At 68.1% G+C, this 21,535-nt stretch carries 20 protein-coding genes; 12 read left to right on the forward strand and 8 right to left on the reverse strand.

Annotation, left to right across the window (positions count from 1 at the left end; all coding sequences use genetic code 11):
- The first annotated feature begins 60 nt into the window (after positions 1 to 60).
- Together OG205_RS37885 and OG205_RS37890 are read left to right on the forward strand one after the other, a co-directional pair.
- The gene (locus tag OG205_RS37885; protein ID WP_330272629.1) at positions 61 to 222 is read left to right on the forward strand and encodes a hypothetical protein; all 162 of its coding nucleotides are present in this window, start codon (positions 61 to 63) and stop codon (positions 220 to 222) included.
- A 188-nt stretch (positions 223 to 410) separates the two neighbouring features.
- Entirely contained in the window at positions 411 to 3,074 is a 2,664-nt protein-coding gene (locus OG205_RS37890) for an alpha/beta hydrolase family protein (RefSeq protein ID WP_330272630.1), read from the forward strand.
- 125 nt (positions 3,075 to 3,199) lie between these two features.
- On the opposite strand, the gene sodN is transcribed toward OG205_RS37890, so the two are convergent.
- A complete protein-coding gene (sodN, locus tag OG205_RS37895) occupies positions 3,200 to 3,607 on the reverse strand; it encodes a superoxide dismutase, Ni (protein ID WP_093592081.1) in 408 nt (135 codons plus the stop codon).
- A 74-nt stretch (positions 3,608 to 3,681) separates the two neighbouring features.
- Here sodN and OG205_RS37900 point away from each other — a divergent pair, with 74 nt between their 5' ends.
- Complete coding sequence (locus tag OG205_RS37900) at positions 3,682 to 3,984, forward strand: S24 family peptidase (RefSeq protein ID WP_330272631.1); 303 nt, start codon at positions 3,682 to 3,684, stop codon at positions 3,982 to 3,984.
- On the opposite strand, the gene OG205_RS37905 is transcribed toward OG205_RS37900, so the two are convergent.
- Entirely contained in the window at positions 3,974 to 4,573 is a 600-nt protein-coding gene (locus tag OG205_RS37905; protein WP_093592084.1) for a dTDP-4-dehydrorhamnose 3,5-epimerase family protein, read from the reverse strand. The two genes, OG205_RS37900 and OG205_RS37905, sit on opposite strands and share 11 nt — an antisense overlap.
- Positions 4,574 to 4,906: 333 nt before the next feature.
- On the opposite strand from OG205_RS37905, the gene OG205_RS37910 reads away from it, so the two are divergent.
- The 3 genes from OG205_RS37910 (at position 4,907) to OG205_RS37920 (ending at position 10,505) form a co-directional block, all read left to right on the forward strand.
- On the forward strand, positions 4,907 to 6,103 hold the full coding sequence (locus OG205_RS37910; RefSeq protein WP_442916641.1) for an NAD(P)-dependent malic enzyme: 1,197 nt from the start codon (positions 4,907 to 4,909) through the stop codon (positions 6,101 to 6,103).
- Positions 6,104 to 6,328: 225 nt separating this feature from the next.
- On the forward strand, positions 6,329 to 9,505 hold the full coding sequence (locus OG205_RS37915; protein ID WP_330272632.1) for a bifunctional diguanylate cyclase/phosphodiesterase: 3,177 nt from the start codon (positions 6,329 to 6,331) through the stop codon (positions 9,503 to 9,505).
- Positions 9,506 to 9,548: 43 nt separating this feature from the next.
- A complete protein-coding gene (locus OG205_RS37920) occupies positions 9,549 to 10,505 on the forward strand; it encodes a restriction endonuclease (RefSeq protein WP_330272633.1) in 957 nt (318 codons plus the stop codon).
- Here OG205_RS37920 and OG205_RS37925 read toward each other — a convergent pair.
- On the reverse strand, positions 10,502 to 12,052 hold the full coding sequence (locus OG205_RS37925) for a bis-aminopropyl spermidine synthase family protein (RefSeq protein ID WP_330272634.1): 1,551 nt from the start codon (positions 12,050 to 12,052) through the stop codon (positions 10,502 to 10,504). The two genes, OG205_RS37920 and OG205_RS37925, sit on opposite strands and share 4 nt — an antisense overlap.
- Complete coding sequence (locus OG205_RS37930; protein WP_330272635.1) at positions 12,049 to 13,296, reverse strand: RNA-guided endonuclease InsQ/TnpB family protein; 1,248 nt, start codon at positions 13,294 to 13,296, stop codon at positions 12,049 to 12,051. The genes OG205_RS37925 and OG205_RS37930 overlap by 4 nt, the downstream gene beginning before the upstream one ends.
- A gap of 219 nt (positions 13,297 to 13,515) precedes the next feature.
- Between OG205_RS37930 and OG205_RS37935 the strand changes: the two genes are divergently transcribed.
- The 4 genes from OG205_RS37935 to OG205_RS37950 are packed head-to-tail and all read left to right on the forward strand — an operon-like array spanning position 13,516 to position 16,800.
- The gene (locus OG205_RS37935; RefSeq protein WP_330272636.1) at positions 13,516 to 14,598 is read left to right on the forward strand and encodes an ABC transporter ATP-binding protein; all 1,083 of its coding nucleotides are present in this window, start codon (positions 13,516 to 13,518) and stop codon (positions 14,596 to 14,598) included.
- Complete coding sequence (locus OG205_RS37940) at positions 14,595 to 15,233, forward strand: ABC transporter permease (RefSeq protein WP_330272637.1); 639 nt, start codon at positions 14,595 to 14,597, stop codon at positions 15,231 to 15,233. The genes OG205_RS37935 and OG205_RS37940 overlap by 4 nt, the downstream gene beginning before the upstream one ends.
- Before the next feature lie 5 nt (positions 15,234 to 15,238).
- Positions 15,239 to 15,904: an ABC transporter permease gene (locus OG205_RS37945; protein ID WP_093592096.1), complete on the forward strand. Its 666-nt coding sequence runs from the start codon at positions 15,239 to 15,241 to the stop codon at positions 15,902 to 15,904.
- Positions 15,905 to 15,933: 29 nt separating this feature from the next.
- Complete coding sequence (locus OG205_RS37950; RefSeq protein ID WP_330272638.1) at positions 15,934 to 16,800, forward strand: ABC transporter substrate-binding protein; 867 nt, start codon at positions 15,934 to 15,936, stop codon at positions 16,798 to 16,800.
- Between the two features lie 30 nt (positions 16,801 to 16,830).
- On the opposite strand, the gene OG205_RS37955 is transcribed toward OG205_RS37950, so the two are convergent.
- The 4 genes from OG205_RS37955 to OG205_RS37970 are packed head-to-tail and all read right to left on the reverse strand — an operon-like array spanning position 16,831 to position 19,917.
- A complete protein-coding gene (locus OG205_RS37955; RefSeq protein ID WP_330272639.1) occupies positions 16,831 to 17,802 on the reverse strand; it encodes a GNAT family N-acetyltransferase in 972 nt (323 codons plus the stop codon).
- Between the two features lie 4 nt (positions 17,803 to 17,806).
- Complete coding sequence (locus tag OG205_RS37960; protein WP_330272640.1) at positions 17,807 to 18,652, reverse strand: haloalkane dehalogenase; 846 nt, start codon at positions 18,650 to 18,652, stop codon at positions 17,807 to 17,809.
- 11 nt (positions 18,653 to 18,663) lie between these two features.
- On the reverse strand, positions 18,664 to 19,098 hold the full coding sequence (locus OG205_RS37965) for a MarR family winged helix-turn-helix transcriptional regulator (RefSeq protein ID WP_330272641.1): 435 nt from the start codon (positions 19,096 to 19,098) through the stop codon (positions 18,664 to 18,666).
- Positions 19,099 to 19,131: 33 nt separating this feature from the next.
- Positions 19,132 to 19,917 carry an IclR family transcriptional regulator gene (locus tag OG205_RS37970; protein ID WP_319975256.1) on the reverse strand — a complete coding sequence of 262 codons (786 nt, stop codon included), beginning with the start codon at positions 19,915 to 19,917 and terminating at the stop codon, positions 19,132 to 19,134.
- Between the two features lie 113 nt (positions 19,918 to 20,030).
- On the opposite strand from OG205_RS37970, the gene OG205_RS37975 reads away from it, so the two are divergent.
- Both OG205_RS37975 and OG205_RS37980 read left to right on the forward strand, forming a co-directional pair.
- On the forward strand, positions 20,031 to 20,558 hold the full coding sequence (locus tag OG205_RS37975) for a SigE family RNA polymerase sigma factor (protein WP_093592114.1): 528 nt from the start codon (positions 20,031 to 20,033) through the stop codon (positions 20,556 to 20,558).
- Positions 20,555 to 21,496, forward strand: coding sequence for a hypothetical protein (locus tag OG205_RS37980; RefSeq protein WP_330272642.1), 942 nt, complete (start codon positions 20,555 to 20,557; stop codon positions 21,494 to 21,496). Before OG205_RS37975 ends, OG205_RS37980 begins: the two co-directional genes overlap by 4 nt.
- Positions 21,497 to 21,535 lie beyond the last annotated feature (39 nt).

Consider the following 21,535-nt stretch of genomic DNA (forward strand, 5'->3'; position numbering starts at 1 on the left):
TCCTAAGGAGTGACGGGGAGCACGTTTGGAGTAGTACACCGTCGAGGTACCCCGACCGCCATGAGCGGCGAGCATCACGACCACGGCGCCCCCGACGAGGTCGACGCCCAGGAGATCCGCGAGGCCTTCGGGGTTCGGGTCGCGCGCATCCGGGCGGAACTGACCTCGACGTGGAACAAACTGAGTCAGAACGAGCGCGACAACGACTCCAGAGACCGGTGACGTTTCGGCTGTCCTCGAAATGCGAACGCATTGCCGGATGAGGGAAATCACCCGGCTTTGGGCTGAATGGCGTAATACTCCCGTCTGGTTGTCGTTTTGATTGGCAGATTCCGGGCGGAATCACGAGCCTCGTGCTGCGTGGCGTGGCTAGAACGGAGTGGATAGTCCTTTTTGAGGGGGACCCACTCATGCGTCGCACAGTCGCGCTTTTACTTCCTGTTCTGCTGGCCGCGGTACTACCGGCGCTGCCCGCGTCGGCCGCGCCGGAACCATCTTCCGCACCTGGCTGGACCGTCTCCGGTGACGAGATCCGGTGGACCACCGCCGCGTCGATGCCGTTGCTCGACGCGGGTGTCGAGTTCTGGGAGGGCGACCGGTTCCTCGGGCGCGCCCAGGAGTCGGCGAACCTGCGTACCTACACGTTGAAGGCCGCTCTGAAGGACCCCGCCGCGCTTCAGGTGCGGTCGGCGGGGAAGCGGCTGGACGTGCCGGAGCCTCCGGTGGCCGGTCTGTCCGTGCCCGAACTGCCGGCGTTGCAGCCCGAGGCCGGTGTGGATCCGGGCACGCCGGGGCCGTACGCCACCAGCACCGGTGAGTACGCGCTCGACTCGATCAAGCTGCCCGAGTACGCGGCGCCGATCGAGATGGAGGCCGTTGTCGTCGCGCCCAAGGGTGCGCCCGGCAAGCGGCCGCTCGTGCTCTTCCTGCACGGCAGGCACTACACCTGCTACAGCAAGTCGGATCCGAACCGGATCGCGATGAACTGGCCGTGCACCGGCGGGTTGACGGCCGTGCCGAGCCACAAGGGTTACCTGAAGGCGCAGCAGTTGCTGGCGTCGCAGGGATATCTGACGGTGTCGATCTCCGCCAACGGGATCAACGCCCAGGACGCGATGACCGCCGACGCGGGTGCGCAGGGCCGTTCGTCGCTGGTGCGCCACCACCTGGCCAAGTGGGCGGACTGGGCCTCCGGCAAGGGTTCCGCGCCCGGTGCCGTGAAGTCCGCGCCGGCCGCCGACATGTCGAAGGTGCTGCTGGTGGGCCACTCCCGCGGTGGCGAGGGCGTCAACCGCGCCGCCACCGACAGCCTCACCCCGCCGCCCGGTGACACGGGTTTCTCCGGTCCGGTGCGCTGGAACATCCGCGGCGACGTGCTGATCGGTCCCACGATCTTCGGTCACAACCCGGCGCCGGACGTGCCCTCGGTGACGTTCCTGCCCGGTTGCGACGGTGACGTGTCCGACCTGCAGGGGCAGATGTTCGTGGACCAGACGCGCGGCCTGAGCCGTGGCGACGCGGTGCACAGCGCCCTGTACATGATCGGCGCGAACCACAACTACTTCAACAGCGTGTGGACCCCCGGCCAGGCGGAGGCGCCGGCGTCCGACGACTTCTGGCCAGGCCAGCAGCCGGACCCGTTGTGCACGCCCGGCACCGCCACCCGCCTGACCGCCGACCAGCAGCAGACCATGGGCGCCACCTACATCGCGGCGTCCACGCGGCTGTTCCTCGGCCGCGACCAGTCCGTGCTGCCGCTGCTCGACGGTTCCGGCGTCCGCGCCCCGTCCGCGGACCCGGCCCGCGTTCTCTCGCACGCGATCGGCGCGGACCGCAAATCGCTCGTCGTGCCTGATGGTTCCACCGGTGTGTCCGGTAGTGCGCGCGTCTGCCAGCAGACGTCCCGCGATGCCGCCGTCGGGTGCAGCACCGCGCGTTCACCGCACTTCGTCGGTTTCCGCGGTGCGGTGGCGCAGCCCGAACGCCTCTCGGTCGCGTTCAAGTGGTCGGCCGCGGGCCAGGCCGGCGTGGTCACACCTTCCGCACCGGTGTCGTTGAACGGCTCCAGCGACCTGGCGTTGCGCCTGGCCGTCCCGCCGAACTCCGCGGCCTCCCGGTTCGGCGTCTCCGTGACCGACCACAAGGGACGGAAGCACTCGCTCGGCGCCGTCTCGGTGACCGGACTGCCCGGCTCGGATCGCACGAGTTCGTTGTGGGCTCAGGAAGTCCGCGTGCCGCTGCCCTCGGGTGTCGGCCGGGTAGCTTCGCTGGAACTGGTCCCCGAGTCCGCGTCCGGCGAGGCGTGGCTGATCGACGCCTACGGCTGGGACAAGGGCCTTGTCCCCGTGGTTCCCACGCGACTGGCACGGGTCGACGCCGCCGTCACGGCGGTCGACGAGGGCGACTCCGGCGCGCAGACCCACAACATCGTCGTCACCGCGACCGGCAACGGCACCCGCGTGATCCGGCTCTTCTACACCGACCCGGCGACCAAGCAGCCCACGACCAAGCTCGTGACGCTGAAGCCGGGCGAGAGCCGCGCCGAGGTACCGGTGACCTACACCGGCAACACCAGGTGGAGCGCCGACGTCCGTTACCCGGTGTCGGTTCTCGCGATCTCCAACGCGGTCGTCGGCTCCGCGATCGGCGGACTGCTGGTGCGCAACGACGACCCCGCGCCCAAGGTGACGGTCACCCCCGTCGCCGGCAGCGTGGTCGAGGGCGGCGCCCTGAAGTGGAAGCTGACCCTGTCCGAGGCGGTCGACTCGCCGGTCTCGCTCTTCGGCGTGCCGGTGGCACCCGCCTCCGGCACCGAACTGTCCACAACGGACGTCAATGCCGAGTGGCTGCTCCGGAACTCGGGCGAGGAAGCGCTGCCCTCGCGGCCGTTGTCGTCCACGCAACTCGGGGTCTACGCCTTCATCCAGACGGGCGCGACCACGTACGAGTTCGAGGTGCCGACCGTGGCCGACACCGAGACCGAGGGGGAGGAACAGGTCCGGCTGAAGTTCGAGGGCCTCTCGCCCACCGGCACCGACTTCGAGGTGATCGGCAAGGTCACGGACGCGGCGTGACCGTCCGCGGGTGGTCGCGAACCTGGCAGGACCTCGCCCGCTCGACCGACGTGGTCCCCGCCTGAACGACGAACGGCGCCGCTCCCGGGCAGGGGGCGGCGCCGTTCGAGAAACCGAGGAAGGGCTCAGCCCTGCTTGGTCTCCCAGAAGATCTTGTCAATCTGCGCGATCAGGTCGAGAAGCGCCTGACCCGAAGCCGGGTCCATGGACGCCTTCGTGCCGCCCGCACCCGCGGCCTTGGTGGCGCGGTTGAACAGGTCGTGCAGCTCGGGGTACTTCTCGAAGTGAGGCGGCTTGAAGTAGTCCGTCCACAGCACCCAGAGGTGGTGCTTGACGAGCTCGCTGCGCTGCTCCTTGATCAGGATGGCGCGCTCCCGGAACTCCGGGTCCTCGTTCGCCTGGTACTTCTCCTGGACCGCCTTGACCGACTCGGCCTCGATCCGGGCCTGGGCCGGGTCGTACACGCCGCAGGGGAGATCGCAGTGCGCGGTCGCCTCAACGCGTGGGCGGAGAATGCGCGACACGAGTCGCATCGTTCCTCCCAGAATGAAAAACAGTGGATGCTCCGACGGGGAGAACCTTACTCCGGCTGATCGAAGGGTGATCGTTGAGACCGCGTCTTTCCACCGTGCTGGTGCGGGGTCCGTCGATGGCGCCTGCCCTCAGGGATGAGGACATCGTGCTGGTCAGGTGGGGTGTGAAGCCCAAGCCGGGGCAGGTGGTGCTCGTCTCGTGGGCGAGCAGGCCTGGGCAGTTGTCGGTGAAGCGCGCCTCCCACGAAGTGGACGGTGGGTGGCACGTGGTGGGAGACAACCCGTACGCGAGCACGGACTCCGAGCACCTCGGACCTGCGCAGGTGCTCGGAGTCGTCAAAGCTCGACTATGGCCGAGGCCTGGTTTCAGGCTTTGAGGGACGCGTACAGGGCCAGGCAGTCTTCGTAGCGCGGCAGCACGCCGGCTTCGTAGGCCTCGGCGAGGGTGGGGGCCGAGGTGTCCTTCTCCGACAACAGGAACTCGAGCTCGCGCGGCCACGGGAGGTCGAGAGCGGGGTCGAGAGGCGTCAGGCCGTGCTCGCCGGACGGGTTGTAGACGGTGGAGCAGAGGTAGTTCATCGTCGTGTCGTCCTCCAACGCGATCATGGCGTGGCCGAGGCCCTCCGCCAGGTAGACCGCGTTGCACTTCTCGGCGTTCACCAGCACGGCGTCCCACTGGCCGAACGTGGGCGAGCCGACGCGGATGTCCACGATCACGTCGATGAACGAGCCGCGCGGGCAGAAGACGTACTTCGCCTGCGACGGCGGGACGTCCGCGTAGTGGATGCCGCGGATCGTCCCCGCGCGGGAGACGCTGTGGTTGGTCTGGGCGACCCGGAGGGGGTGGCCGACCGCCTCGGTGAAGGCGGCCTCCTGGTACGGCGAGACGAACACGCCTCGGTCGTCGGGAAATGTCCGAGGGGTGAACTCGAACGCGCCGTCAATTTTCAGCGAACTCGCCTGCATGCCGTCACTCTAAGGCGTCAATCTTTCTTGACCGATCGGGTGCTTCCTGCCTGCAGAAACTGACCGGTCGGTGCAGAAAACCGGACGGACGTCTTGCTACATGCCCTCTGACCTGCGGAAAAAGTGTGATCCCCGCCGCAGACAGCGACGCGGGACCCTGCCACACTTCCCGTCACCCGCAACACTCGGGCACTTCTCCGACGCAACTCGTCGGAGGTCGTCGACCGAGTTTCAAGGCCCCGTGTACCCGGCGTGACAACGCTGGGCCGGTGCGCCGTTTGGTGATTGAGCCCAGTTGGGCCACTACGCCGCCCGCACCGCAGGAGGGACGCCGTGACAGCAGTGAACGAAGCCCGTACCGAGAACTCCGATCCGACGCAGTTGACGGACGAGGAGATCTTCACCGCGCACCTGGGCGGGAAGCTCGAGGTCGGCGCGACCGCCTCGCTCGCTGACCCGAAGGCGCTGTCGATCGCGTACACCCCTGGTGTCGCACGAGTGAGCAAGGCCATCGCGGAGGACGCGAGCCTCGCCGCGAAGTACACGTGGGCGCACCGCCTGGTCGTCGTCGTCAGCGACGGCACCGCGGTGCTCGGTCTCGGTGACATCGGCCCGAGCGCGTCCCTGCCCGTCATGGAGGGCAAGTCCGCGCTGTTCAAGACGTTCGGCGGCCTCGACTCCATCCCGCTCGTGCTCAACACGACGGACGTGGACGAGATCGTCGAGACGCTCGTCCGGCTGCGCCCGTCGTTCGGCGCGGTCAACCTGGAGGACGTCTCCGCGCCGCGCTGCTTCGAGCTGGAGCAGAAGCTGATCGAGGCGCTCGACTGCCCGGTCATGCACGACGACCAGCACGGCACGGCCGTCGTGTCGCTCGCCGCGCTCAACGGCGCGAACACGGTGCTCAGCAAGAACATCGGCGACCAGCGGGTGGTCATCTCCGGTGCGGGCGCCGCGGGCATCGCGATCGCCAAGATCCTCATCGCGGCCGGCGCAGGTGACATCACGTTGCTGGACTCGCGCGGCATCGTCCGCACGGGCAGGGCCGGGCTCAACCCGGTCAAGGAACAGATCGCGGCGGTCACGAACAAGAGCAACCTCGACGGCGGCATCGACGTGGCGCTGCGTGGCGCGGACGTCTTCATCGGCGTCTCGTCCTCCAAGGTGTCCGAGGACCTCATCGCGAGCATGGCGAGCGACTCGATCGTCTTCGCGCTGTCGAACCCGGACCCCGAGGTGCACCCGGAGGTCGCCGCCAGGCACGCCGCGATCGTGGCGACCGGCCGCAGCGACTTCCCGAACCAGATCAACAACGTGCTCGCGTTCCCCGGCATTTTCCGCGGGGCTCTCGACTCGGGTGCGCGACGGATCACGGAAGGCATGAAACTCGCGGCCGCGGATGCCATTCTCGCCGTCGCGAAGGATGATTTGGGCCCAGACCGAATTGTTCCCTCGGCATTGGACCCGCGCGTCGGACCCGAGGTCGCGGCGGCTGTGGCCGTGGCGGCGAAGGCCGACGGAGTCGCCTGATCCGGCACTTGTATTCGCCACTCATTTGCATCTTCACGGGGACCGGAACCACGACCGTGGCTTTTCGTTAACCCGTGCAGGGGTGGGCGATGACGCTCTGAAGCGCTACCGTCCCTCTCCTCGGGTGTTCACTCGAGGAGAGGGTTCGTGTTTGCCGCCATTCGGGTGCCGTTGTCGTGCCCACCCGAATTGCCGCGGGCGGTGGATGCGGGAGAGGGTGGGCCGGTGCCCAAGTGGGTGGGACGCGCGACGGTGGTGAACGGCCGTGCACGGACGGCTGTGCCGACGTCCGGGAAACCGCCGATGACGCTGGACGGGCTGACCCTGCCCGACGCGCCGTCGTTGCTCGTGGACGCCAAGGGTGTCGTCATGCAGGCGAACCCTGCCGCCGTGGAGCTCGCGGCCGCGCAGGGAGCCGACGACCTCGTCGGGCACCCGCTCGGTGAGCTGCTCCTCGGCAACACCTCCGACCTGCGGTTGCTGCGCGTGGACGGCACCGAACTGCCGGTGCGCGTCGCCCGCCACGCCGTTCCGGGAACGGGCCTGCAGGCCGTCCTGCTGATCGACGTCTCCGACCTCGCCTCCGCCGCGGACGCCTTGCGCGACGAACAGCGCCGGCTGCGCAAGGTGCAGCGGGTCGCGGAACTCGGCTCCTGGGAGTTCGACCCCGGGACCGGCCTGACCGTCTGGTCGGACACGCACTACGAACTCCTCGGCCTCGAACGCGGCGCCGTCGTGCCTGGTGCTCAGGCCGTCCTGGACGTCGTCCACCCGGACGACTTCCGCATGGTCGAGACGTACTGGCACGGTCGCGAGATCACCGGCGACCCGATCGACATCGAGTACCGGATCGTCCGCCCGGACGGGCAGCTGCGGTGGATCCGCGGCGTCGCCGAGGCGAGGCTGGACGACGCCGGCAGCCTGGACAAGATCACCGGCTACATCCGCGACATCACCGAGGCCAAGCGCGCGGCCACCGACCTCGCCCAGGAACGGGCGCGGCTGCTGGAGGCGCAGCGCATCGCCCGCATCGGCAGCTGGGCGTACGAGACGGGCACGCGCGCCGTGCACCGCAGCGAAGTGCTGATGGAGATGTTCGCCGAGCTCGGCATGACGCCGGACGAGGACCTGCTCAGCGGCGTGCACCCGGACGACCGCGAGGCCGTCAAGGCGTTGCGGCACCAGCTGCTGCACACCCAGGACAACGCGCCGGTCGAGGTGGAGGTCCACAGCGAGGTCGGCGAGCGCGTCTACATGTGCCGCGCCCGCGCCGAGATCGCGCCGTCCGGCCGCATCGAGCGCTACCACGGCACCATCCAGGACGTCACCGAAGCGCGTGCCCTGGAACGTCAGATGCGCGAGGACCGCAGACGGCTGGCGGACGCGCAGCAGGCCGCCCGCCTCGGCATGTGGGAGTGGAACCCCGGCACCGGCGAGGTCGTGTGGTCGGACATGCTGCGCGAGCTCTTCGGCCTGCCCGCGGAACTTCCCGGCAGCTACCAGGCCTACCTGGACCTCGTGCACCCCGAGGACCGCGCCTGGGTCGACGACCTGTGCCGCCAGCTGGTGGTGGACGAGGTCGCCTCGCAGTTCGAGCACCGCGTGGTGCGCCCGGACGGTTCGCCGCGCATCTTCCGCTGCCACGGCATGATCGTTCACGACGCGCGCGGCAAGCAGCTCGCCGTCGGCACCGCCCAGGACGTCACCGAGCAACGGGCCGCCGAGGCGCGCATGAAGCGTTCCTCGCAGCGCTTCACCGACCTCGTGTCCGTGACGCCGGTCGGCATCGGCCTGTTCGACGAGGGCGAGCGCCTGGTCGACGCCAACGACGCGTTGTGCGACCTGCTCGGCATGGAGCTGGAACAGCTGCGCGGCATGACCGCCGAACAGCTCACCCACCCCGAGGACACCTCGCCCGGCCTGCAGTGGGCCGCCGAACGCACGCAGAAGATCCCGCAGCGCATCCTCGTCCGCCCGGACGGCGAGAAGGTCTACTGCGAACTCCACATCGCTCTGTCCGTGCAGGACGACGGCCGCCGCTTCTGGCTGATCGTGTTCCTGGACATCACCGAACGCCGCCGCGCCGCCGAGGCGTTGCGCCACCAGGCGACCCACGACGAGCTGACCGGCCTGCCGAACCGCGCGCTGGTGAAGGAGATCCTCGCCAAGCTGCTGGATGGCCCCGGCCGTTCGAAGGTCGCCGTCTTCTTCTGCGACATCGACAACTTCAAGCGCGTCAACGACTCCCTCGGCCACGACGCCGGCGACGAACTGCTCGTGGCCCTGGCGCGACGGCTGGAAGGCGGCCTGCCCGACGGCTGCACCGCCGCTCGCCTGTCGGGCGACGAGTACGTGATCATCTGCGAGGACATCGACTCGGTCGGCGGCGTCGACGCCCTGGCCACCCGCGTCGCCTCGCTGTTGCGCACGGCCGTTCCGGTGCACGGCCAGCTCGTCCGCGTCTCGGCCTCGATCGGCGCCGCCGTCCCGAACGGCTCGCGCGCCAACGGTGCCGACCTGCTGCGGTTCGCCGACGCCGCGATGTTCGAGGCGAAGCGCGCCGGAGCCGGCCGCGTGTCCCTGGCCTCGGCCGCGCTGATCGCCTCGGCCGACCGCCAGGTGCACCTCGAAGGCCAGCTGCGCGACGCGTTGCAGCACGACGGCCTGGTGCTGCACTACCAGCCCGTCGTCGGCGTCGACGGCGCCGTCCTGACCGCCGAGGCCCTGGTGCGCTGGCCGCATCCCGACCGCGGAATGCTGCCGCCGGACGTGTTCCTGCCCGTCGCCGAACAGGGCGACCTCATGCGCGAACTCGACCGCTGGGTCCTGCGCACCGCCCTGCGTGAAGCCGCGACCTGGCCCGCGCCCGACGGCCGCCCGGTGTCGGTGGCAGTGAACCTCGCCGGCCTGGTGCCGGGCGATCCCGAGTTCGTCGACATCGTGTCGACCGCGATCATGGAGTCCGGCGTCCCGTGGGAACGCGTGGTGCTCGAACTGGTCGAGACGGCGTTCGTCGACCTGCCCTCCCGAGTCCGCCAGTCGATGGACGAACTGGTGAAGCGCGGCGTGCAGTTCGCCGTGGACGACTTCGGCACCGGCTACTCGTCGCTGGCCCGCCTCAAGGACCTGCCTGCGCAGATCATCAAGGTGGACCGGCGCTTCGTTTCCGGCGTGGGCAACGACTCCTCGGACTTCGCCGTCGCCCGTGCCGTCGTCGACATGGCCCGCGCGATGGGACGCAAGTGCGTCGCGGAGGGCGTGGAGACCGCCACCCAGTTCCACGTTCTGCGTGGCGTCGGGGTGGACGCCTACCAGGGCTGGTTGTTCTCGCGTCCGGTGCCGCCCAAGGAGTTCCGCGCGGTGCTAGCCCTCGGACCGCTCCACATACCCCGCGCCGGATAGCGCTGTTTGGTGTTTCCTTTTCTCTCCGTATAGGAGGTCTGGGATGCCTGGTGGCAAGTCGGCGCTGTGGCTCGAGTACGAGAAACTCGCAGAGAAGATCATTGCTGAGCTGAGCCCGCACGCCGTTGTGACCCACAACGAGCGTGTCCTGGGACAGGAGTCTGAAGTACGGAGGCAGATCGACGTCACCGTGCGATGGACCGATGGCGTGGCCGAGCGACTCATGATCGTTCAGGTGAAGGACTACGGCAAACGACGCGCCGACGTGAACGTGGTGGGCGAGTTCAGGTCAGTTATCCAAGACGTCGGAGCCGATCGAGGCATTCTGATCTGCAGTGGAGGTTTCTCCAAGACTGCCAAGACGTACGCGAGGAACCTCAAGATCGATCTCTACAGCTTGGCCGACGCTGCCTCGAAGCGGTGGGAGCTGGAGCTTTCCGTCACCACCTTGTGGCGCAAGATCCTTCCAACGATGTCGATGAGCGCCCGGTTTCGCGTTGTTGAAGCGCCTTTCACCATCTCGGCTGACGGGGAGACAGGAACGGTAGAACTCTTCGTCAGCTCATCGTCCGCTCCGTACGACCTGCAGGGCGCCTTCAAGGCCGCCTGGGACGCAGGGCAGCTCAGTTTTGAAGAAGGCGCAATCGCACAGTTTCCGGTAGACCAGGTGTTGTCGATCAAGGGGACCGACAGCACCGGCGTGGAGCACTTCGTTGAGCTAGCCGACCTGCAGGTCTCGTACCGAGTGGAGTGGCAGCACTACGTCGGCCAACTTCGCCCCGCCGAGTACAGAGGCCTGATCGACCATCTGAATGCAGAGGGCTTTCTCCCGTCCTATCTCGCTGTGGACTTCCCGCCGCTGACGTCGACTGTGTGGGAACCGGTAGATGATCCAGAACGCCTCGCAGTGTTGCGTCCTGGCTTCTTCGTCACCGCTGAGGATGCTCGGATCGAGACCTCAAAGTGGGATACACCGGTTTTCACTCATGTGAGCGATTAGCCCTCGGACCGCTCCACATACCCCGCGCTGGCTGAGATCTCCGGCAGCAGCGCCGCGATCCGGTGCTTCGGCAGGTCGATCAACCGCAGTTCGAGATCGTCGGACGCCACCGAGGCGTTGTCGACGATCTCCGCTGCCTGCCGCTTCGTCAGCACGCCCTGCGACGCGGTGATCAACGCTTCGCGCCAGACGTTGCGCAGCTTGCCGTGCGCCTTCATCAGGACCTCGCGCACCGCGCGTTCGCCCAGCGACAACGTTCCGGTGAGAACCTGATCGGCGACGACGATCGTGGTCTTGCCATCTGGGTTGTTGCGCAGGAACTTCAACTTGAACCGGGTCTGCACCAGTTCCTGGAGTTCCTTCTGCCCGGCCTCCGAGGACACCGCCGGGTGGTTGTTCGGCACCAGGCAGGCCAGGCGGGCGGGCGAGGAGGCCAGCAACGTGCGCAGCAGCCACGGCCCGGGATCCGCCGACAGGTCGACGGCCAGCGACGCCGCGCCCTTGCCGACGGGCTCGGCCCACCCCGCGGAACGGGGCTTCGGCGGTGGCGAGGACTCCGGGCGCGGAGCCAGTTCCGACAGGGCGGCCAGCGCCTCGGACGAAGGCCCTGACGACTCCACGGACTGCGCGCCGTGCGTGTAGATCCGCGTGCCACCGGACACCGCTCGCCGTCCCGTGGGCCGGCACACGTACAGGTCGGCGGCGGACCCGATGGCCTGCGCGCCGTCGAAGCGGTGGAACGCGGGCAGGATGGCCTCGAAGACCAGCCCGAGCTTCTGCAGTTCCTGCTGGACCTTCAAGCCCAGCGCGGGAGTCCGGTCGGAGAAGCCGTAGGCCAGCAGCAGGCGGCCGGACGCGATGTCCGCCAACGCCTCGATGCCGCGGCCGGCGAACAGGCCCATGCCCTCCGGCGTGTAGGGCGGGTCGCTGAAGACCAGGTCGAACGATTCGAGCGCACCCGCGGGCAGGCCGAAACGCATGTCGCAGTGCAACGTCCGGATGTCGTGCCCGCGCACCAGCGCCCGTGAGTCGATGAACTCCAGCAGACGCTCGTCGAGGTCCACGACCGTGATCGACACGTTCGGATTGACGGCGGCGACGGCCAGCGACGTCAGGTCGTGGTCGCCCAGGCACAGCAGACGCTTGCCCGCCAGGTCGTAGTGGGAGTTCAGCCACACCGCGCGGTTCAGCGCGGTCTCGGCCGTCGCCTGCACGTGGTCCAACGAGGACAAAGGCGACGGCACGTCGGCGATGTCCACGAGGATCTGGCGCAGCACGTCGGTGTGGTCGCGGACGCCGGAAACGCCGAACTCCGAGCGGTACGAGGCCACCAGACCGGGGGCGATGCGGTAACGATCGTCTGAAGATTCCGCGTCGTCGCCCAGGGCCTTGAGCAGGTCCTGAACGGTGCGCCGGGGAACCGCGGGCAGGCGCACGAGTTCCGCCAGCGGGTGCCAGTCCTCGCTGAGCAGGGACAACACTTCGCGAAGCTTGCGGGCGTGCACGCCGCGCTCCGCCACCAACTGCCGAACCTGGTCGATCGTCACAAGACGTAAACCATACGGCCCTTGACGTGCTCCGCTGCCCGAAGGCCTTGGGAGCTTCCTGCTTCCTCGCCCGGTGCCTCTCCATCGAGTGGGCTTACCTGGGCTCCACAGGCATTTCGCTTCTCCGCCCGCCCGGCGGTGAGGATGTTGAGCGCCGCATTGCGGTCACGATCGTGCGCCGCTCCGCATTTAGGGCAGGTCCACGATCTGATTTCCAGCGGCATGGCGTCCATGAGGTGACCGCAGCTTGAACAGGTCTTCGAGCTGGGCAGCCAACGGGACACTGCCTGCACTGTTCGGCCATACCGCTCGGCCTTTTCTTGCAGGAGCCGGATGAACTGTGCCCATCCGGCGTCGACGATGGCCCTGGCCAGCCGGCGGTTTGCGACCATTCCCACGATGTTCAGGTGCTCCACGTAGATCGCTTGGTTCTCGCGGATCAGGATGAGGGCCTGTTTGTGGTGATGGTCGCGCCGGGCGCGGGTGATCTTGGCGTGTTGCGCTGCCAGCTTTCGTCGCGTCTTCTCTCGATTCGCGCCGCCCTTGGCTCGGCGGTGCTTCTCGCGTTCAAGCCGGGCCAGTCCGCGCAGCTTGCGTGCCAAGTGTCTGGGGTTGGCGATGGTGAGGCACTGCCCATCGGTGTCGGCGACGACGGCCAAGCGGGAGATCCCGAGGTCGACTCCGGCTTCCCTGTCGATTTGCGGCAGCGGTGCAGGATCGACGTCCACGACGAACGAGACGTAGTAGTGACCGTCCGGTTCGAGGATGATCGTGAGCGAGCTCGGGTCAGAGGGCAAAAGCCGAGACCAGCGCACGCGCACATCGCCGATCTTGGCCAGGTAGAGCTGGCCTCCAGCGCGTAGAACGAACCCGTTGCGGGTGAGCCGGAAAGTCTGCCGGGAGTCCTTGCGAGACTTCAGCCTCGGCCGACCCATTCGGCGGCCCCTGCGCCGCTTCGCCAGAGAATCGAAGAAGTTTCGGTAGGCCCGATCCGCGTCGCGTACCGATTGCACCAATGCCACCGACGCCACCTCGCGCAACCACGCGCGCTCATCAGTCGTCTTCGCCTCGGTGATCACCCGGCGTTGAACGTCTGTAGGGCTGATCTTCTCGCCAGCCCGACGCGCGGCCTCCCGGCAGCGGATCGCGTCGTTGAAGACCACTCGTACGCAGCCGAAAGTACGTGCCAGCATGCCCCGCTGAACCTCGGTCGGTTCGATTCGGTAGCGATACCGCGCCAGCACCTCTGTCACCTTAGTCGTGCGAGCCACGGCAGCTCGCTACGGTCCGCATCGGTACCGGCACTCGTTGTTGATCTTTCCCCTGGCTGCGCCGAACGAAACGCTCAGCCCGTCACATCGTGGAACGCTGTGCCGGGGTACGCCGAACGAGTTAAGGTCTTTGGGATCTACATCCAGGGCGGCCCAATCGGGGTGGTCGTCACGACCGGAGGGATCCGAAGGGTGATCGAGTTCCGGGCCGTAACCAAGCGGTTCGAGGACGGGACCATCGCTGTCGACGAGCTCGACCTCACGGTCGAGGCGGGCACCATCACGGTGTTCGTCGGTCCTTCCGGCTGTGGCAAGACGACGTCGCTTCGCATGGTCAACCGCATGATCGACCCGACGTCGGGCACGATCCTGGTGGACGGCAAGGACGTCCTCACCGTGGATCCGCCCACGCTGCGGCGTGGCATCGGCTACGTCATCCAGCAGGCGGGGTTGTTCCCGCATCGGACCGTGCTCGACAACATCGCGACCGTCCCTCTTCTGTCCGGTTGGGACAAACGCAAGGCGCGCACGCGTGCGGCCGAACTGCTGGAGATCGTCGGGCTCGACGCCAACTTCGGCAAGCGCTACCCGGCCCAGCTCTCCGGTGGCCAGCAGCAACGCGTGGGTGTCGCCCGCGCGCTCGCCGCGGACCCGCCGGTGCTGCTGATGGACGAGCCGTTCAGCGCCGTCGACCCGGTCGTGCGCGAGGACCTGCAGAACGAACTCCTTCGTCTGCAAGCGGAACTCGACAAGACGATCGTGTTCGTCACGCACGACATCGACGAGGCGCTGAAGCTCGGCGAACGCGTCGCGGTGTTCCAGACGGGCGGGCACCTCGCGCAGTACGCGCGGCCTACCGAGCTGCTGGCCGCGCCCGCCAACGACTTCGTGGCCTCGTTCGTGGGACGTGACCGCGGCTACCGCACGCTCACGTTCCTGCACGCGGACGTGCCCGTGCACCCCGTCACCACGGCCAAGCTCGGCGAACGCATCACGGTCACCGACTGGACGCTCGTCGTGGACGAGGCGAACCGGCCGAAGGGCTGGCTGTCCGGTGTGGACGGTGAGCTCGAGGTCGCGGAGAAGGACCTGATCTCCGGTGGTTCGCTGTACGACGGCTCGACGTTGCGCGGCGCGCTCGACGCGGCGCTCAGCTCGCCGTCCGCGCTCGGCGTGGTCGTCGACGACGCAGGCGCGGTCACCGGCGTGGTCAAGGCCGACGACGTGATCAAGGCCCTCGCGAAGGCCCGCGCGGCGGGTGAGGTCCCGAAGTGACCTGGATTTTCGAGAACTGGGAAAGGTTCTGGGAAGTCACCGAGGTGCACCTGCGGCTCTCCGTCGTGCCGGTGCTGATCGGTTTCGTGCTCGCCATCCCGTTCGGGTGGTGGGCGAGCCGGTCGCAGACGGCGCGCGCGGTCCTCTTCCCGTTCGCCAACATCCTCTTCACGATTCCGTCCATCGCGCTGATCGTGATCACGCCGGTGTTGCTCGGAGTGAAGATCCTCGACGAGATCAACGTCATCGTGCCGCTGGCGGTCTACACGCTCGCGCTGATGATCAGGTCGGTCGCGGACGCGCTGTCCGCGGTGCCGGGCAACGTCGTCGCCGCGGCGAACGCGATGGGGTTCCGGCCGTTGCGCCGTTTCCTCACCGTCGACTTCCCGCTGGCGTTGCCGGTGACGATCGCGGGCCTGCGGGTCGCGACCATGTCGAACATCAGCATGGTGAGCGTCGGCGCGCTCGTCGGACTCGGCGGCTACGGCCAGCTCTTCACCGAGGGCTACCAGACCGATCACACCGAGAAGGTCCTCGCGGGTCTCATCGGGACGGTCGTGCTGGCGGTGCTCGCGGACGCCTTGCTGTTGCTGATCGGACGGCTGCTCACGCCGTGGGCACGGGCGGGGAGGTGAGCTGAATGGGTGGCTGGCTCTTCGATCCCGCGCACTGGTCCGGCACGACCGGGATTCCGGTGCGGTTGGCCGAACATCTCGGCTACACGTTGCTGACGTTGCTGATCGCCGCGGTCATCGCGATCCCGCTGGGCGCGTTCGTCGGTCACACCGGCAAGGGCGGGTTCGTGATCGTCGGACTCTCCAACGCTCTGCGGGCGTTGCCGACCACGGCGGTGCTGATCCTCGTCGTGTTGTGGGCGGGTCTCGGTGACTTCCCGGTGTACGTCGCGCTGGTGCTGCTCGCGATCCCGCCGATCATGGCGGGCACGTACGCGGGCGTCCGCGCGGTCGACCCGGTGACCGTCGACGCCGCACGGGGCGTCGGCATGCGCGAGTCGGGTGTGCTGCTCCAGGTGGAGATCCCGAACGCGCTTCCGTTGATCTACGGCGGTTTCCGCGGCGCCGCGCTGCAAGTGGTCGCGACCGCCACCATCGCCGCCTACACGGGCGCCGGTGGACTGGGCAGGCTCGTCTTCGACGGCCTCGCCCTGCAGGAGTTCGGACAGATGCTCGCAGGCGCGGTGCTCGTGGCACTGCTCGCCGTTCTCGTCGACCTGGGGTTCGCCGGCCTGCAACGGCTGACGGTCTCGCCAGGGCTGCGTCCAGTGGGAACCGGAGGAAAGAGATGAAGCGCATCGCGACAGCCGTCGCTGCGGTCATGCTTCTGTCTGCGTGCGGTGGCGATCCGCTGACCGGAGACGGGAAGACCGACCCGGCCCCGACGGACACCATCGTCGTGGGCTCCGCGAACTTCCCGGAGTCGCGACTGCTCTCGGAGATCTACGCGGAAGCGTTGTCCGCCAAGGGCGTCAAGGTCTCGAAGAAGCCGAACATCGGCAACCGGGAGCTGTACTTCAAGGGCGTGCAGGACGGCTCGATCGACCTGATCCCCGAGTACACCGGCGTGCTTCTCAAGCACGTCAACAAGGAAGCCCCCGAGGTCGGCTCGGACGAGGTCTACGCGGCGCTGAAGAAGTCGCTGCCGGCGGGCCTGATCGTGCTCGACAAGTCCTCGGCCGAGGACAAGGACGCGGTCGTCGTCACCAAGCAGATCGCGGCCCAGTACAGCCTGAAGTCGCTCGACGACCTCGTGCCGTACTGCAAGGACCTGGTCTTCGGCGGCCCGCCGGAGTTCCAGAACCGCCCGGACGGCCTGCCCGGCCTCAAGGCCAAGTACGCCTGTGAGTTCAAGGAGTTCAAGGCCCTCGACGTCGGCGGCCCGCTGACCGTCGCCGGCCTGAAGGACAACACGGTGCAGGCGGCCGACCTGTTCACGACGGACGCGGCCATCAAGGCCAACGAGTTCGTGGTGCTGGAAGACCCGAAGAACGTCTTCGCCGCGCAGAACGTGTTGCCGCTCATCAACGAGAAGAAGGCGTCGCAGCAGGTCCGCGACACCCTCAACGCCATCGCGAAGAAGCTCGACACGAAGACGCTGCTGGAGCTGAACCAGAAGCTGTCGTCGCCGGACAAGCCGGAGCCGGAGAAGGTCGCCAAGGAGTGGCTCGCCTCGGCGGGCATCTGATCCACATCTGAGAACCGCTGACCCGCAGTCCTACGGCTGCAGGTCAGCGGTTCTCGCTTGCACGGCCATGTAGATGAAGGTGTCCTCGTAGCCGAGTGAATGATTCACGCGAAGCATGTGCTCGTTCTCGCTGCTCGTGCGCGTGCGAATCTCCTCGACGCCGGCCAAGTTGTGCAGCATGCGTGCCTTGATCAGCCTGCCGAGTCCTTTGCCGCGATGCGCCGGCAACACGACCGTCTGCAGTTGTTCGGCGAGGGTCGGAACCACGGAGTTCAGCTCCACCACCGTGACTCCGGCGGCCTCGCCCTCGTGCAGCAGGAGCACGACCCAGTAGACCGCGACGGCGGTGGCCTCCTCCCGTCGGATGCTCTCGACGGTGTTCTGCGTCAGGTCGATCGTCGTGCCGGCCTGTGGCGCGTCCCTGATTCCGTTGAGTGCCTCGACGTAGGCCTCGACGAACTCCTCCGGCGCCGCGCCCTTCCAGGTGACCAGCTCGTATCCCGCAGGAACCTCGCCGATCTCGGGCGGGTCGGCGAGAGTCAGCCGTTGCCTCGTCATGGTGGTGACGACCCGGAATCCACGGGCGGCGGCGAACTGCTCAGCAGGGCTGTCCTTGTACACGCTCCACGCCTCGATGACGGTGCGTCCGCGCAACAACGACCGCATCGCGCGGAGCAGCGCCGTACCGATGCCACGACGGCGGTGTTGAGGCAGCACCACGATGTTGGCGCTGGCGAGGTGGGCGTTCGCCTCGGCCTCGGAGACCCGCGCCTCGGCGTAGCCGATGATCTTGCCTTCTTCTCTCGCGACGGCGAAGTGCGCCGCCTCGAAACCGATGTCGTCGCGAAGCTCCCACATGGCGACGCAGGATTCGTAGAGTGGCCGCTTCTTGCTGGGCGAGTCCTCGGCCACCCAGGTCGCCAGGACCTCGTAGAGGCCGCGCCGGTCCTCCTCTGGCGCGGAAGCGAACTCCAGTTCCTCGATCTTGAGCGCTATCCCCATGCACTCATGCAAGCAGGTCGTGGCGCTCCGCCCAACCGGCGATCGCCGCCGCGATCTCCTTCGGCCGGTCCTCCTGCGCGTGATGCCCCGCCTCGCCACAGGCGACCACGTCCAGCGCGGCGATGTTCTCCTGACACCAAGCTGCGAGCTCCGGCCCGATGAGCAACGTCGGCGCGTTCTCGAAAGTCAGCAACAGCTTCGGCACCGGAGAGTCGCGCAGCCACGCGCCGTAGGCCTCCATCCGCGGGATGAGCGCGGGAGGTTCGCCGTCGACCGGCAGCTGCTGCGCCCACGCCAGCACCGGGCGGCGGCTCTCCCGGTCGGGGAACGGCGCCAGGTACACCGCCAGGTCCTCCGCCGAGACCGGTGTGCGCACGCCGCCGGTGAATGCCTGGCGCACCATGGTGTCGTGGTCCAGCGCCAGTTCCTCGGCCAGTCCCGGGGTGCGGAGCCTGCGCATCCGTTCCTGCGCGGCCGGCTGGAGTTCGCTGTTCTTCAGGGGCTTCACCATCGTCTCGAAGAAGGCGATGCCCGCGACGCGCGAAGGGTGCCGGGCCGCCCAGTCGAACGCCAGCGCGCCGCCCCAGTCGTGGCCGACCAGGACCACGCGGTCCAGGTCCAGCGCGTCGAACCACGCGTCCAGGTAGCGCGCGTGGTCGGCGAACGAGTAGTCGAGGGGCGGCTTGCCGGAACGGCCCATGCCGATGAGGTCCGGGGCGAGCCCTCCCAGCTCGGGTAAGACGTTCCGCCAGATGTGCGACGAGGCGGGATTGCCGTGCAGGAACACGAACGGCGCGTTGCCGGACGATGCGTAGTGCATGGTCGAGTCGAGGACGGAGACGACGGGCATCGGAAGGCTCCCTAGTCGAGTGGGACGTCGAGCAGTGCCGTCAGCTCGTGGGAGAGCGCCTCGGCGCGGTCGCCGGAGCGGCCGCCCAGGGGTTCCAGCAGGCGGTCCAGCAGGGCGCCGACGACGGCGATGGCGGGCACGACGACCTCGTGGCCGCGGTCGGTCAGCGTCAGCCGGACGGTTCGGGTGTCGACAGTGTCGCGAGTACGCGCGATGAAGCCCGAAGCCTCCAAAGCGCGCGCCAGCTTCGAGACGTACAGCGGTTCGAGGCCGGTGTGGTCGGCCAGTTCTCGTTGCGACGGACGGTCCAGCGCGACCAAAGACGACAGCACCACGTACTGGGCGTGCGTCAGGCCGTGCGACGTCAACGCGCGGTCAACGGCCGTTCGCCACTTCATCGCCAGACGCCACACGAGGTGCCCAGGCGTCGCTCCCGCACTGCTCATGGCAGATACGGTACATGGCTACTATGTACATGGCTACGAAGTTGCGGCGTGCCCGCCGATCCGGACCGTCAGCTCCTCCGCCGCCTTGCGGACCTCCTTGGCCAGATCAGGCCAGGTAGCGCCGCACGGCGTGTCGCACAGATGCCGGAACGTCAGCGTGATGGCCGCGATCGGTCGTTCGCCGTGGTCGAACACCGGTGCGGCCACCGAGGCGAACCCGGCGGTCACGAACCCGTCCTCGACCGACCAGCCCTGGCGGCGTTCGAGCGTCAGCAACCGGCGCAGCGCCGGCAGGTTGTGCGGGCCCCGGCCGGTCCGGTCGACGAACGCGGCCACGGACGGCAGCAGTGCCCTGACCTGTGCTGGAGGCAGATGCGCCAGCATCGCGCGGCCGGAGGCGGTCAGGTGGGCGGGCAGCCGGACGCCGACGTCGGACACGATCGACTGCGGCTGCCGGGGCTGCTCGCGCACGAGGTAGAGAGCCTCGGCGCCGTGCAGGACGCCCAGGTGCGCGACCTTCTCCATCCGGTCGGCGAGCTTGCGCAGCAACGGGCGGGCCAGGCGTTCCAGCGGGTCGTGCCGCAGGTACGCGGAGCCGAGTTCGAACGCGGCGACCCCCAGGCCGTAGCGCTTCTCCTCGGGAAAGTGCGTCGCGAAGCCGGCCTCGGTCAGCTCCGACAGCAGGTGATAGGTCGTTGACCTGGGCAGATTGAGCTCGCGCGCCACCGACGCCGCGGAGACGGGCCCCGGTCTGCCCGCCAGCAGTCGGAGGACCGCCAACCCTCGCCGCAGCGCGGGAACGTCACTGCTGCTGCCCACAACAGTGATTTTCCCACGTGATGCAGCCCATACCGTTACGACATCAGGGCACACTCAACAGAACACGCCCGGGGAGCGTTGGAGGGGCGTGACGGTTTTGAAGGGGGTCGGGATTGACACCGAGTTTCGATGACTTCGTGGCAGAACAGGTGACCCCGTTGCTGCGCTATGCCACCGTGCTCACGTGCGACCCGCACCTGGCCCAGGACGTGGTCCAGGAAGTCCTGCTGCGCGCGCAGCAGAAATGGGATCGCATCGGTTCAGTCGACCTCCCCAACGCCTACGTCAAGCGCATGGTGACCAACGAGTACCTCTCGTGGCGCAGGCGCAGGGCCGCCAAGGACGTCGCTCTCTGCATGACGACGCTGGAGTCCGTCACCCCGCCCGTCGCGGACAAGACGCACCACTACGACGAGCGGGAAGCAATGTTGCAGCGGATCGCGAAGCTGCCCCGCAAACAGCGGGCCGCCGTCGTGCTCCGCTACTACGAGAACTACGAGGACTCGGAGATCGCACAGATGCTCGGTTGTGCCGAGGGAACCGTGCGCAGCCACATCTCGCGTGCGCTGGCCACACTCCGCCTGGACCACACGCCGGAGCCCGCAGGAGTCGGGTTGCGGCTAGGGGAGGGCCTGTCGTGAACGACACCGAACAGCTGATCAAGGATGCGCTCGGCCAGCTCGCCGAACGCACCCCGCATCCGGGGCCGACGCTGAACGCCCTGAGGCGCAAGCGGAAGAGGCAGCGGAACAACATCTTCCTGATCGCCACGGCCGGCATGGCCGCGGTCGTCGTCCTGATCTTCGCGGGCGTCATCGCCAGCGACAGGTACACGCCGCCGAACGCGAACGACGCCGCCGCCGCACTCATACCGGGCAACGCGACCGGGGCGCTCAAGTACCAGCCGCACTGGCTGCCGGACGGGTTCGCCGAGACCTTCCGCTTCGTGCACGAGGGCAGGACCACGCGAGCGTGGGTGCCGGCGGACGCTCCCGCGGACGGGTACGGCGGGGGGCCGAGCGTCGCTCTGCTCAGTGGCGATGGTTATTCCGGTGACTTCGCCCAGTGGCGGGACGTGACGGTGCGCGGGCTCAAGGCCCGGGTGCAGGCATCCGGCGACCGGGCGGTCGTGGAGTGGAAGGCGCAGGACACGCTGGTCGTCCTGGTGGACCGGGTGAGTGACCCGGAGGCGACGGCACTGCGCGTCGCCGACTCCGTGCGCGCGGACTCGAACGCGACCTTCGAGGCGCCGTTCAAGGTGAAGGGCCAGCAGGCGGCCGCGTTCAGCGGGACGAGTCCTGGCGACTGGAGTGCCGGGACCACCCCCGGTCGTGGTCCCGTCGAGGTGACGGTCAGCAAGCGCAAGCCGGAGTACGGCGGCGCGGAGACCACCCCGGTGACGGTGCGCGGCAAGCAGGGGGTCGTCGTGGGCGGTGGGACCGTGACGGTGCAGGAGGGCGACCTCTGGATCACCGCGACCACCCACCCCGCTGACAAACCGGTCGACGAGATCGTCGCAGTGCTCAACGACGTCGAGATCGCCTCGAACTTCGACACCGGCTGGATCCGCAAGAAGTAGCCCGTCTGGGGTTCCAGACACCATCGGGCGCTCCGGGGT

The organism is Lentzea sp. NBC_00516 (assembly GCF_036346835.1).
Lineage (GTDB): Bacteria > Actinomycetota > Actinomycetes > Mycobacteriales > Pseudonocardiaceae > Lentzea > Lentzea sokolovensis.